This window comes from Shewanella sp. W3-18-1, from assembly GCF_000015185.1.
Lineage (GTDB): Bacteria > Pseudomonadota > Gammaproteobacteria > Enterobacterales > Shewanellaceae > Shewanella > Shewanella putrefaciens.
The window spans coordinates 3567499-3580784 of the sequence record NC_008750.1 but is presented as its reverse complement, the minus strand read 5'-3'; the positions used below and the strand labels follow the sequence as shown (position 1 = coordinate 3580784).

The following is a 13286-nucleotide window of genomic DNA, read 5'->3' as shown; positions in this document are numbered from 1 at the left end:
TCTTATTGGTGGTAATTGATTCATGTTTTAGGCTTATCCATCTTGTGTCTATTGTTTTATTCTGTTCATAAAAAAGACCGCCTCAGCGGTCTTTATCAATAAGCACGGCGTTATTGTGGCGAATTTACCGATTCAGGATCTTGGGTTTCGTTTGAGTAGAATTGCGCTACATCAAGCTCATTTTCTGATTTACCAATCACAACAGCCGTCATCATATCACCTGTCACGTTTGTTGCCGTACGGATCATATCAATAATGCGGTCGATCGCGGCAATAAAGGCAATGCCCTCGAGTGGTAAGCCGATTACACCTAAAGTCACCGTTAGCATTACCATTGCACTTCCTGGAACGCCAGCGGTTCCCACTGAGGCCACGGTTGCGGTGATGGCAATCATTATGTAATCCAAGGTGTCGAGTGGGATATTGTAAATTTGTGCGATAAAGATAGCGGCAATAGCAGGATAAATACCGCCACAGCCATCCATATTCATAGTCGCCCCCAATGGCATCACAAAGGCGCTATAGCGCTTAGATACGCCCATAGTTTCAACCGCACGGGTGCTCGCAGGTAAAGTACCAAAGCTTGAAGATGTACTAAAGGCAACTAATTGCGCTGGCATGGCTTTACGGAAAAATTGTACAGGGCTTAAACCCGCGACAAATTTAACTAAACCACCGTATACAAAAATGATATGAATTAAGGCTGCTATATAAATAGCCGCAATAAATTTCCCGAGGGGTAATAATGTGGATAAACCATATGCCCCTACAACCCATGCCATCAAGCCAAAAACACCGATAGGTGTGAGTTTTAGTACCATACGAGTCAGTTGGAACATGACTTCGGCACCCGCTTCAATAGTACGTTTTAGTGGCTCCGCTTTTTCTCCGACTCTATTAATTGCAATACCAACTAAGGCTGCAAAAACAATAATCTGTAAAACCTTTCCTTCTGCAAGAGAAGCAAAAGGATTAGTTGGGATCATATCGAGTAATACTTGTGCAAAGCCTGGAATATTGCGCTCACGAACCTCTGTCGTCGAGAGCGCCATGGTGCCGCCCATATCCATTAATGAGCCCACGGCTAAACCAATTAATGACGCAATCGTTCCCGTTAACATAAACATACCTAAGGTCTTTAAGCTAAGACGCTTCAGGCTGGTTTGTGATCCTAGAGATGTAATGCTCACAACAATGGCGCAGAAAACCAGCGGCGCAACTAGCATCTTAATGGCACTGATAAACAAGTCGCCTAAAGGTTTTAGCATTGTTGCGGTTTCACCTAAAATGACGCCAACAAGTGCGCCTAAGATAAAACCTGTAAGCACTTTTTGCCAAAAAGGAATGCGGCTAATAGTTTGAAGAATCATGCATTTTCCAAAAAATAATAAAGTGTAAATCGATAGGGTTGAGATGCTAAGATGTGTATTCAGTTAAAGTAAATCAATTGATAACAACAAGCTACTCAGGCATATGATATTTTGCTATTAGGTGCATTGTATCGATAGAGGTGGGGTTATAACAAACCGTTTTAATTATAACTTATTGTCATAAATGAGTTTGTTAGTAAATGATTGAGAAAATACAATTATTTAACCAATGGAGTGTTGATATTTAAAGATTAAATATTATTCGCTCTAGTCAGTTTGTGCTTGTGAAACTCGGAGTAAAGTGTCGTTATTACTCCCTTAGTAACGCTAGGTGCTTTATTACAAAAATTCATGTTTTCATTGAGTAAGCTGTTATGTCCCAGTTATGGATCATGTTTTCTGGCGCCTTTTTAGCGGCCACATTGTTGCCAGGTGGATCGGAAGTTCTACTCATCGCTCTCTTAAATCAAGCCCCTGAAACGTGGGTATCACTTATCGTTGTCGCCAGCATTGGTAACACGTTAGGGGCGATAACCAGTTTTTATCTCGGCCGAATGGGGCGGTTTGCTAAGTCACCTGAAGATTTGATGGGCTCAAAGTATTTAAGATCTTTAGGTTTGATTGAACGCTATGGCGTGTGGGCATTGCTACTCTCTTGGGCGCCAGTTGTGGGGGATATTTTATGTGTCTTAGCGGGGTGGCTAAAACTGCCAGTAATATCATCAATATTGATGATATTAATCGGTAAAACAATACGTTATTTATTAATTGTTGCTGTGTTTATGCAGTGGCTTATGTGAAATAAAATTTTTAAGCGATATATTTGTCAGTAATACTTCAAGAAAATTCATAATAACGATAGGAACTTAGTCACTCTATACTGAGTCTTAACTGTCATTATTTAATGGTTAACAGTCTTCCGACAAATTGATGTTATAAGGGGAGTATTTTGAAAAAATGGATATTAGCAGTCGCGATTTCTGCTGCTCTTTCAGGTTGTGCGGCACAAAAGACGACAACGAATTTGCCTGCTGGCGTGAAATTAATTGAAAGTGTGCAACTAGCCGACTCACAAGTTGGTATTCCTTATAAAAAGTATCAATTAGCCAATGGGTTAACTGTTATCCTGCATCAGGATGATTCCGATCCTTTAGTGCATGTTGACGTGACTTATCATGTTGGTTCCGCCCGTGAACTTGCGGGACGATCCGGTTTTGCACATCTGTTTGAACATATGATGTTTCAAGGCTCGGAGCATGTTGCCGATGAACAGCATTTTGAAGTCGTTACCGAAGCTGGCGGTACGCTAAATGGATCAACGAACACTGACAGAACAAACTATTTTGAAACCGTGCCGAGCAATCAATTAGAAAAAATGTTGTGGTTAGAGTCGGACAGAATGGGATTTTTATTGCCTGCACTGACCAGCGAAAAATTTGAAGTGCAGCGTGAAACGGTTAAAAACGAGCGGGCACAACGTATCGATAATCAGCCTTATGGCCGTATGAGCGAGCGATTTAATCAAGCTCTATACCCAGTTGGACACCCATATTCTTGGCCTGTTATTGGGTGGCCGGATGATCTGAATCGCGCAACGGTCGATGATGTTAAACACTTTTTCCAACGTTGGTATGGCCCTAATAATGCGACGTTAACCATAGGCGGCGATTTCGATGAAATGCAAGCCTTAGCATGGGTGAATAAGTATTTTGGTGAAATACCTCGAGGCCCTGAGGTGTCGCCAGAGCCTAAAACATCGGTGAACTTAGATAAGACTCGTTATATCTCGATGGAGGATAATGTTCACTTGCCCCTTATTCGTATTGGCTTCCCGACAGTGTATGCAAGGCACCAAGATGAAGCCGCGCTGGATCTTTTAGGGAATATTTTAGGCGGTGGTAAAACGTCTTTAGTGTATAAAAACTTAGTAAAAGAAGGGCATGCCGTCCAAGCGAGTGTGAGCCATCCATGCCAAGAGTTGGCCTGTCAAATGTCAATTTATGCACTGGCAAACCCAGAAAAAGGCGGTAAGCTTGCAGATCTTGAGCTGCTCATCCTTGACTCTATCAATGAGTTTGAACAGCGCGGCGTGACCGATGAGGATCTGCAAAAAGTCAAAGTGCAGTTTGAAGCGGATACTATTTTTGCTTTGCAAAGTGTCAAAGGCAAAGTATCAACTTTAGCTTTAAACCAAACCCTGTTTGATAATCCCGATTTGATTTCGGCTGATCTTACACGCTACGAGAGCGTCACTAAAGACGACGTGATGCGTGTTTTTAAGCAATATATTAAAGATAAGCCGATGGTGGTTATGAGTGTTGTCCCCCAAGGTATGACTGCATTGGTGGCTCATCCTGATAATTTTATCCCCACAGATTTACCAATAGCCGAAACTGCCGTGGAAGGGCCGTTGCCAACGGCTAAGCTAGTATCAAGTTTTGACCGCACTAAGATGCCGATATCGAGTGCTGCGCCCATGCTAAAGGTGCCCAAAATATGGACGACTCAGTTAGCCAATGGTATTGAGGTGATGGGCACACAAAGCACTGAAACACCAACGGTTGAATTAATCGTTTATCTTAATGGTGGTCATCGATTAGTACCCGTGGAAAAGGCCGGACTTGCGAGCCTTACTGCCGAAATGCTGAATGAATCCAGCCAAAAACGTAGTACTGAGGCATTATCACAAGCCTTGGAAATGTTAGGTAGCACAGTCGATTTCAGTGCATCCGAATATCAAAGTACCATCAAAATCTCGACACTGACCGAGCATTTAGATGAAACACTTGCGATTATGGAGGAAAAGCTCTTTCAACCTGGTTTCACTGATGCCGATTTTGCTCGAGTAAAACAGCAACAGTTACAGCAAATTCAGCATATGCAGTCAAATCCAAGTTATTTGGCTAACTCGGCCTTGTTTAGCCTGTTATATGGTAAAAATAACGCATTAGGTGTGAGTGATTCAGGCACATTAGATTCTGTTGCTGCGCTGACGTTAGATGATGTTAAAGCCTTTTATGCAGAGCAATATCGTGGTGCTAATGCAAAAATTATTACCGTAGCCAATTTGCCTGAATCAGCTCTCTTGCCAAAGTTAGCGGGATTAAGCCGATGGAAAGGGGAAGCCACATCGATTCCAGCCTTGAAACCATTCCCAGAACTTAAAGGTGGCACTATTTATCTGATTGATAAACCGGGCGCTGCGCAGTCGGTGATCAATATTGCTAAACGTGCTTTGCCTTATGATGCGACGGGGGATTACTTTAAAGCTTATTTGATGAATTATCCGCTGGGTGGTGCTTTTAATAGCCGTATTAATTTAAATCTACGAGAAAATAAGGGCTATACCTATGGCGCCCGCACTGCTTTTTCAGGCGGAGCGGAGGTTGGCAATTTTGTGGCATCAAGCGATGTACGAACCGATGTAACCGCTAAAGCTGTTGCTGAATTTATTAAGGAAATTAATGCTTATCAGCAAATGGGGATGACGGATGCTGAACTTGCTTTTATGCGTAACTCGGTTTCCCAGGGGCAGGCTCTGGACTATGAAACCCCTTACCAAAAAGCGGGCTTTATGCGGATGATCCAGCGCTATCAGTTAAGCCAAGATTTTACCGCTCAGCAGGATAAAATCATTAATACTGTAACAAAAGATGAACTCAACTCCCTTGCTGCCGCTGAGCTCAATATCTCGCAAATGGTGATCTTAGTGGTAGGAGATAAAGCAAAAATTGAGGCGGATTTATCGACATTGGGCTATCCAATTGAAACCTTAGTGTTGTAAATTGATTTTTTGGCCTTATATAGATGTCAGACAAGTCAATTTGGCAATGAAATCCATTGTTAGTCTAAAGTGTCAATAAATAGTGAGACGGTGACAGCATTAGCTGTCACCGTCTGCTTTTAACCACTAAATAATGCAATTTGGCTTGCCCTACTAACAGGTTTAGATTTATTTTGAGGCGTATTTTGAAAGATAAGCCTCAAAATAAAGGTCTGACTGTTACCTTTGTCGCGATAGCGAATCACCAATCAGAGAAGCGCAAATTGAAGTCATTCAATGAATTAGTAGAACATTTCTCGGACGCTCATGGGCGCACCGCACTCTTAGGTATGTTACGTGGTATAGAGCGTGAGGCCTTACGAATCGATGAGGCTGGCTATCTCGCATTAGATACACATCCTCTCGAATTGGGCTCGGCATTGATGCATTCGCGCATTACTACGGATTACAGTGAGGCGTTACTCGAATTTATCACACCAGTGAATAACAAGGTTGAGCCACTATTAGAGGGGCTGACCGAAACTCATGCGTTTAGTGTGCGTCACTTGCATGGACAGCGTTTATGGCCTGTCAGCATGCCATGCTATGTCAAAGATGAGCACAATATTCCGGTTGCCCGTTATGGCTCATCTAACACTGGCAAGATGAAAACCTTGTATCGTAAGGGCTTAACTTACCGCTACGGTGCCCTGATGCAGATTATTTCTGGGGTACATTTTAACTTTTCTGTGTCCCAAGAATTGTGGCAAAGCCTCTATGAGATAAGTGATAAGAGCCTGACCTTTGAAGATTTTATTTCTGAATCTTACTTTGGATTAATTCGTAATTATCGCCGTTTAGTCTGGGTGCTACCTTATTTATTTGGGGCTTCACCAGCTTTGTGTAGCTCGTTTATTAAAGGGCAAAAAACCGATCTACAGTTTGAAAAGTCAGGCCGAGGTACTTTGTATTTACCCTATGCTACCTCATTACGTATGAGTGACTTAGGTTATACCAATAAAGAGCAAGAAGATCTCAACATCAGCTATAACTCATTACCCGAATATTTAGCGGGTGTGAATGCTGCCATTAAAATGCCTTCGGCAAATTTTGCCAATATTGGGGTTAAGGTAGATGGTGAATATCGACAGCTCAATGCCAATGTCCTGCAGATTGAAAATGAGTTTTACTCGCCTATTCGTGCTAAACGTGTGACACGTAGTGGCGAAAAACCTTCAGAGGCGCTAGCGCGTGCAGGAGTGGAATATATCGAAGTCAGGGCGCTGGATGTAAACCCCTTTAGCCCTATCGGAATTGAAGCAAGCCAAGTTCGTTTCCTCGATTTATTTTTACTCTATTGTTTATTAACTGAATCGCCTAAGTCAGATATCAAAGAAGAGGCTCGTTTGAGTGCCAACCTTAAATCTGTCGTGCTTGAAGGACGTAAACCCGATCTTAAGTTGTTAACGTCGACAGGTACTTTATCCTTAAAAAGCTGGCTAGAAACCCTGTTTGATACATTACAGCCTCTTGCAAAGCTGTTAGACGGTGAGGCATCGGATTACCAAACGGCATTAGCCCATTGGCGCCGTGCAGTAGATGACCCCAATCAGACCTTATCAGGACAAGTTATCCAGCATTTAATTGCTAAAGGTCAAGATCATGGGCAATGGGTGATGAAACTTGCCGAGCAATATCATCAATATTTCATTGATTATCCACTTTCTGCAGAAACGATTGCGCAGTATCAAGCTGAGGCAAAAAGTTCGCTTGAAAAGCAAGCTGAATTAGAAGCAGCCCAAAGCGCAATTTCTTTTGATGATTATCTTAAAGACTATTTTGGAGCCCAATTTTGATCATCCGGAGGGGGAGTATGACAAGTTTGAAATGGGGTGCAGTAGCGATAAGCCTATGTCTCTTTCTCTCTAGCTGTGCATCTTCGCCTGAGGAAACTTTAAGTTGTGGGACAGTATCCGGCTATTTGAAGCCTGATGCGAAAACGCATTGGTACCGTGTTGTGGTAACTCATTTAAATGGTAAAGCCGTGGTGTCCAAACCCAATTACCAATTAGCTCCTGGAGACTACGAGTTTACAGTCGCGGAATTGATTGATGATCCCTCCTTAGGCGTCTCCCTTAGTGCCCGCATTCCCAAGGTGTTCAAATTGACAGTAGAGAGGGATCAGCGTTACCACATCGGAGCGTTATTTCACACCGATAAGCGTTATATGGGAAAAGACAGTTCCTATTGGGCGCCGGGAGTATGGCAGCAAGAAGACCATGAATGTCAATTTGATTTAAGCCCAGAAACTAAGTAGATGATTAATGAATAGGTATTCTACGGCATTACTCTGCATTACTATGGTGGGATTGGTTGGATGTGCAACCTCTCCACCTAAATCCCCCGATAATCTTTGTGATATTTTTCAAGAGCACCGTTCTTGGTATCAAGCCGCTAAAGACACCCGTGATAAATGGGGCGTACCAGTACATGTGCCGCTTGCCATGATGTATCAAGAAAGTTCATTCAAGCATAACGCCGCACCACCAATGGAATATTTTTTAGGCTTTATTCCAATTGGTCGCGCGAGTGATGCCTATGGCTATGCTCAGGCAAAGAATATGACTTGGGATGATTATGTCCGCGAAACGGGTAACAGTTGGTCGAGTCGCAGTAATTTCGATGATGCGATGGACTTTATGGGCTGGTATATCAATAAGACCAATAAAATAAATGGTGTATCTAAGTGGGATGCCCGTGCTCAGTATCTCAATTACCACGAGGGGTGGGGAGGCTATCGACGTGGCTCCCATAAATCAAAGGCGTGGTTGATAAAAGTTGCCAATAAGGTTGATGAGAGATCCAAGCGTTATGCCGCTCAATATCAAACCTGTAAAGCAGATTTAGACTCTTCTTGGTTGTGGCGATTATTCTTTGGATGATTTAACCAAACGCCATCAGAATGTTGAAATTTGTATGTTGATGGCGTTTGGTGTCTATTTTTAGCTAAGCGTATTCCGCGATTGTGCGGTGATTATTGCTCCGTGATATTATCGACGGTATCTGTAAAGGCTTCTGATGCTTTAAGGGCTATTTTCTTCGCTCGTTTATGCTCATACATTGCATGATCGGCCTGTTTAAAGGATTTTGACCAATCGCTTTCGAATAGCGCAATACCAAAACTAAAGCCTAAACAGAGCTCCGTATTTTGCTGCAGACTGAACTGCATATTTTGCAAATCTTGCTCGAGCTCAGCTTGTGCACCATGGCATAGGGCAACAAACTCATCTCCTCCAAAGCGTGAGACAATCCCTTTATTTTGCCAGTAGCTCAAAATGGTATCCGCAACTTGTTTTATGGCGAGATCACCCGCCTGATGCCCATAAGTGTCATTGATGGTTTTGAGATCATCCATATCAATGATTACTACAAAGCTTCCAAAATGCGCTTTATGTTGCCATTGCAGTAAGCTGTCCTCGAAGTATTTACGATTGTAAAGTCCTGTTAAAGAGTCAAAATTAGCAAGCTTTATAATTTGTTGGGACTTCTGATAAAGAGCGATAGCATTACTGGCTTCGTGGGTCAAAATAGAAACCAAGTTGCGATCATAATCGTTAAAGGCGTCAACATGGCTGCTGTCAAGATTGAGCATTCCATAGAGCTTCCCGTCGACACGAATAGGGCTTGAAAGTGTTGAACGAATGGGCGATTTTGCGACAGTTAATAAGGTTTGTTGATCTTTTTTAGATAACCCACTACCAGAATTGATATTTTCCATATCGTTTACGACAACGACTCGATCACACTTGCCATCGGTGAGACGATATTCAAAGGACTGCTCTAAGGTGAAGTTTAGTTGTTTAAGTTTGGTTAAGTCGAGACCAACCACAGATTCAAAATGCAGCTTATGGCTAGTTTCATTGACTTTAATAATGCTGCCCATTTCTGCACCATTGATAATACAAACGGCTTTGTTTAGTAGCGCATCAAGAAAGGCGTGCTCATCTTTATATTGATTTGAAAGGTGGGCAAGTTCGTAGATAGCATCATTAATAGTGACAACTTGCTCTAAATGTAGCCATAGTCGACTGAGTCTACCTTGGTGTAAATAATAGATTAAGCTATAAGCAAAAATGTAAATGAGGCAAACAAACAGCAGCGGCAAAACACTCCGGCCTTCTGCGGGAGCATTAAAGATAAACAGTAGAACAAATAGTACTATCGGTACAATAAGTAAGAGTAAATGGTAACGATAATCTAAGCGGTCTATGGTCTTACGTTTAAAGTTATCCCTTAATTTCACTCGAAAATTCCTTTATTCGTACTATTGCTCGTGCCGGTCGAACTTAAAACGCTACTCAGTCCTTCTCGTTGAGTAGGTTTAGTATAACGAATGCTAAAAAATAAACCGATATAGAAAGATAATTCCATATCGGTACTCAGTGTTAATTCATATTATGTATTGGCAAACTCGGCCAATATCCACGCAAGAGGGGCTTGGTATTGGGTTGGCATCCAAGTTTGTAGGGCGGTGATACTCGTGTTGAGCACAGTTTGATTAGGTACCGAAAGGTTTAAATGGCCAACTTTACGACCTTGGCGCACTTCTTTGTTGTACCAATAAAGTTCAGCATTAGGCAGGCTTAACCAACGTGGGTCATTATCGATACCAATAAGATTGACCATAACACATTGAAAGTTCACCTGTGGTTCAGGTATTGCGATGCCGCACAGTGCCCTTAGGTGCAACTGGAATTGATCCATATGTGTACCCGCTTGCGTCCAATGTCCTGAGTTATGTACACGTGGTGCTAACTCATTAACAAGCAAATGATTGCCAACACGGAAGCATTCCATCGCCATCACACCAACGTATTCTAGCTCGTGCATAATGGCACTTAGCATAGTTTGCGCTTGTACTTGCAAGTGGTTTAAACGCGCTAGCGGCGAAATTGAAGCCATTAATATGCCATCTTGATGAAGATTAAGCGTCAGTGGATAAAACACACATTGACCTTCACGGGTACGAACACCTACTAATGACACTTCTTCATCAAAATTAATCGCTTGTTCAGCAATTGCAAGGTTACGCCAATCATTTGGTATATCACTCGCTTCGGCTTGTTTGAGCCAATGTTGGCCCTTGCCATCATACCCGCCAGTACGACGCTTCATCAGCACGCGGGGGCCAAAACACTGGTAAAGCTCATCGACCTGTGTTGCATCATCGACCAGTGCCCAAGGCGCAGTGGGGACGCTTAATTGATCAAGTAAGCATTTTTGACTGTAACGGTCAGCTAAGCGGCTGAAAACGGGGCCGTTAACAAAATGGGGGTGGGAACTGAGTTGTAAACTCAAGGCAGATTCTGGCCACTGTTCACGCTCAGCCGTAATGATATCTTGGGGGGATAATGGCAGTATTTCGTCTGTTGGCGCCATAATGTCTACAGCGTGAACATCGATTGCTAATGGCTCGCCTGCGTGGGTTAACATTGCGCCTAACTGGCCATTACCTAATACCCAAACCTTAGGTTTTATGTTTTTCTGGGTCATTAGACTTCCCTCGGGTCCGGGTTGTCTAACACTGCACGGGTTTGCTCTTCTCTGAAAGCCTCTAAACGAGTTGCTAGGGCGGCATCGTTATTCGCGAGGATTTGGCAAGCCAGTAATCCGGCGTTAAAGGCGCCAGCAGTACCTATGGCTAAGGTGCCAACGGCAATACCTTTGGGCATTTGTACAATCGATAATAAGCTATCCATACCCGACAGGGCTTTACTTTGTACTGGCACACCTAATACGGGTAAGCGAGTTTTAGAAGCAATCATACCGGGTAAGTGGGCGGCACCACCTGCACCTCCAATGATGATTTTAAAACCACGATCAGCGGCTGAGGCTGCAAACTCCATGAGTTTATCTGGCGTTCTATGGGCTGAGACGACTTCAACATGATAAGGCACTTGAAGTTTATCCATAATCTCAGCGGCGGCTTCCATTGTGGGCCAGTCACTCTTAGAACCCATAACAACAGCAACAAGGGCTTGCATGATAACTCCTTAACTCACTAATTTTAATTATATTCTGACCTTGTATCAGGTCTGGGTACAGTTGATGCCTATTAAGCCATTAATCGCTAGGTGCATCATGGCGCAGAATAATACCATGTAAAACGCTATTTCTGCGCGCAAAATAGCATTGAGTACGCGGATTGTGTATTCAAAGATTGATGATGTGAAATCGGCGCCAAGTTGAGGTGGTTTTAGCCCCCAAAGGCCATTAAATGTGTCTGTGGGGGCTTGAGTTGGCTTAGGAAAATGTGCTCTATCTTAAAGATTGTCTGCTACTGGTTCAGTTTGTTCAGAAACCAATGGGGCTTCTGCTAAGGCTTCACGCAGGGTTGGGTAAAACTTAAGCACCCCTTCAATGGGTTGCACTTTTGCTTTTGCGAGTGTGCGGATGGGCTGAAATTGCAGATCGGCAACAATGAGTTTGGTATTACTTTTCTTGCATTTTTCAATCAGTTTTGTCAACGCTGCTAAGCCTCCAGCATCCAGTATTGATACCCCATCGAGATACAATACAATCACTCGTTTATCTTGGGCTAAACTGGCTATTTCGGCAAAAATACGATCTGCCGCCGCAAAGAATAATGGTCCATTAATTTTGAGCACTGTCCAATCTGCGGGCAGAGGCTGATCGACATAGCGTTTATTGCTACTGATATCATAGAGTCTTGTCATTTCCGCAATTTCTTTCATAAATAGCAGAGCTGCAAGAATAATCCCCACACTAATGGCGATAACCATATCGAAAATAACCGTCAATGAAAAACAGCTCATAAAGACTAAGATATCGCTGGTGGGCGCGGTTTTGATTAAATGCACCGCTTTAGGGGCTTCGCTCATATTCCAAGCGACGACCAGTAACAATGCTGCCATAGCAGACATAGGTAAATAGGCTAACACTCCAGCTAGGGCAACTAAACCAATTAACACTACTATCGCGTGGATCATCGATGCAATCGGGCTCTGAGCACCTGCTTTAACGTTTGCAGCGCTGCGGGCAATTGCCGCTGTGGCTGGGATCCCGCCAAAAAAGGGCGTGATAATATTACCAATCCCTTGACCGAGTAATTCGCTGTTAGCACTGTGACGTTTTCCGGTCATACCGTCGAGCACCACGGCGCAGAGTAAGGATTCAATGGCGCCTAACATGGCTATTGCAAAGGCTGCGGGTAATAGTGCTTGAAAGGTCGTGAGATTAAACTCAAAGGGTTGTCCATTGGCTCCGGCTTGTAACCAAGGCCATTCAAAACTGGGTAGTACGGGTGGGATCCCCATCCCTGTAGTACCATCGGTTAATTGGTAGTGGAAACGTGTACCAATGGTTTCTATATCCGCTCCCATCGCATTGAGTGCTAAGGCGATGATGCTGCCAAGAGCAATTGCGGGCAGATGTGCAGGTACTGGAATTTTTAGTTTGGGCCAAAGCAGCATAGTCGCTAAGGTGATCGTTGCGACCAAGAAGCTAGGTAAGTGCATTGTAGGAAGTGCTTGGCCAAGAGTAATAAGTTTTGAAAAATATTGCTCTGGCATGTGCTCTATAGGTAAGCCAAAAAAATCCTTGAGTTGTAACGTGGCGATAACAACGCCAATCCCTGCCGTAAAACCTAAGGTCACTGATTCTGGGATATATAAGATTAAGCGCCCAAGACGCAGCATCGCCATGGCGACTAATATCATGCCTGACATCACGGTAGCGACCAATAATCCGGCTAAGCCAAATTGTTGTGCTATTGGATAAAGCAACACGACAAAGGCCGCGGTAGGCCCAGATACGCTGTAGCGTGAACCACCTGACATCGCAATGATAAAGCCACCGATAATCGCAGTATATAAACCGTATTGTGGCGCGACACCGCTAGCAATCGCGAGGGCCATTGCCAAAGGAATGGCGATAATTCCCACGGTTAAACCAGCAAGTAGGTCTTGCCCAAATCGTTTTAGGGAGTATTTATCTTTTACACAGGCTTCAGTGAGAGCGTGAGCAATTCTTAATGAAAACAAATGGGCAGAGTGTGACACGAGTGGGTCCAGAGTGCGGGTTATTACAAGGCTCTATTTTAAAGGCCAGATATAAATTACTGTGTGATCATG

General features: G+C 43.4%; 10 protein-coding genes. 5 read left to right on the top strand and 5 right to left on the bottom strand.

Annotation, left to right across the window (positions count from 1 at the left end):
- Nucleotides 1–110: 110 nt before the first annotated feature.
- Nucleotides 111–1370: a dicarboxylate/amino acid:cation symporter gene (locus SPUTW3181_RS16265; protein ID WP_011790397.1), complete on the bottom strand. Its 1260-nt coding sequence runs from the start codon at nucleotides 1368–1370 to the stop codon at nucleotides 111–113.
- A gap of 374 nt (nucleotides 1371–1744) precedes the next feature.
- On the opposite strand from SPUTW3181_RS16265, the gene SPUTW3181_RS16260 reads away from it, so the two are divergent.
- The 5 genes from SPUTW3181_RS16260 to SPUTW3181_RS16240 all read left to right on the top strand — a co-directional run bounded on the left by SPUTW3181_RS16260 (nucleotide 1745) and on the right by SPUTW3181_RS16240 (nucleotide 8075).
- Entirely contained in the window at nucleotides 1745–2170 is a 426-nt protein-coding gene (locus SPUTW3181_RS16260) for a YqaA family protein (RefSeq protein WP_011790396.1), read from the top strand.
- A 149-nt stretch (nucleotides 2171–2319) separates the two neighbouring features.
- Nucleotides 2320–5154, top strand: a complete 2835-nt coding sequence (locus SPUTW3181_RS16255) for a M16 family metallopeptidase (protein WP_011790395.1) — start codon at nucleotides 2320–2322, stop codon at nucleotides 5152–5154.
- Nucleotides 5155–5339: 185 nt separating this feature from the next.
- Nucleotides 5340–6989: a glutamate--cysteine ligase gene (gene gshA / locus SPUTW3181_RS16250; RefSeq protein WP_014610058.1), complete on the top strand. Its 1650-nt coding sequence runs from the start codon at nucleotides 5340–5342 to the stop codon at nucleotides 6987–6989.
- Nucleotides 6990–7006: 17 nt separating this feature from the next.
- Nucleotides 7007–7450 (top strand): hypothetical protein, encoded by a 444-nt coding sequence (locus SPUTW3181_RS16245; protein ID WP_011790393.1) that lies wholly within the window; start codon nucleotides 7007–7009, stop codon nucleotides 7448–7450.
- Between the two features lie 7 nt (nucleotides 7451–7457).
- Nucleotides 7458–8075 carry a hypothetical protein gene (locus SPUTW3181_RS16240; protein ID WP_011790392.1) on the top strand — a complete coding sequence of 206 codons (618 nt, stop codon included), beginning with the start codon at nucleotides 7458–7460 and terminating at the stop codon, nucleotides 8073–8075.
- Between the two features lie 92 nt (nucleotides 8076–8167).
- Here SPUTW3181_RS16240 and SPUTW3181_RS16235 read toward each other — a convergent pair whose 3' ends face one another.
- The 4 genes from SPUTW3181_RS16235 to dauA all read right to left on the bottom strand — a co-directional run bounded on the left by SPUTW3181_RS16235 (nucleotide 8168) and on the right by dauA (nucleotide 13214).
- Entirely contained in the window at nucleotides 8168–9436 is a 1269-nt protein-coding gene (locus tag SPUTW3181_RS16235; protein ID WP_011790391.1) for a sensor domain-containing diguanylate cyclase, read from the bottom strand.
- A gap of 152 nt (nucleotides 9437–9588) precedes the next feature.
- On the bottom strand, nucleotides 9589–10686 hold the full coding sequence (gene purK / locus SPUTW3181_RS16230) for a 5-(carboxyamino)imidazole ribonucleotide synthase (RefSeq protein ID WP_011790390.1): 1098 nt from the start codon (nucleotides 10684–10686) through the stop codon (nucleotides 9589–9591).
- On the bottom strand, nucleotides 10686–11177 hold the full coding sequence (gene purE / locus SPUTW3181_RS16225) for a 5-(carboxyamino)imidazole ribonucleotide mutase (protein ID WP_011790389.1): 492 nt from the start codon (nucleotides 11175–11177) through the stop codon (nucleotides 10686–10688). Before purE ends, purK begins: the two co-directional genes overlap by 1 nt.
- A 279-nt stretch (nucleotides 11178–11456) precedes the next feature.
- Nucleotides 11457–13214 carry a C4-dicarboxylic acid transporter DauA gene (gene dauA / locus SPUTW3181_RS16220; RefSeq protein WP_011790388.1) on the bottom strand — a complete coding sequence of 586 codons (1758 nt, stop codon included), beginning with the start codon at nucleotides 13212–13214 and terminating at the stop codon, nucleotides 11457–11459.
- Between the last annotated feature and the right edge of the window lie 72 nt (nucleotides 13215–13286).

What these genes read in the sequence shown, in the direction of transcription:
- SPUTW3181_RS16265 (WP_011790397.1), bottom strand. Translation starts at nt 1,370, where the DNA reads ATGATTCTTCAAACTATTAGCCGCATTCCTTTTTGGCAAAAAGTGCTT.
- SPUTW3181_RS16260 (WP_011790396.1), top strand. Translation starts at nt 1,745, where the DNA reads ATGTCCCAGTTATGGATCATGTTTTCTGGCGCCTTTTTAGCGGCCACA.
- SPUTW3181_RS16245 (WP_011790393.1), top strand. Translation starts at nt 7,007, where the DNA reads ATGACAAGTTTGAAATGGGGTGCAGTAGCGATAAGCCTATGTCTCTTT.
- SPUTW3181_RS16240 (WP_011790392.1), top strand. Translation starts at nt 7,458, where the DNA reads ATGAATAGGTATTCTACGGCATTACTCTGCATTACTATGGTGGGATTG.
- purK (WP_011790390.1), bottom strand. Translation starts at nt 10,686, where the DNA reads ATGACCCAGAAAAACATAAAACCTAAGGTTTGGGTATTAGGTAATGGC.
- purE (WP_011790389.1), bottom strand. Translation starts at nt 11,177, where the DNA reads ATGCAAGCCCTTGTTGCTGTTGTTATGGGTTCTAAGAGTGACTGGCCC.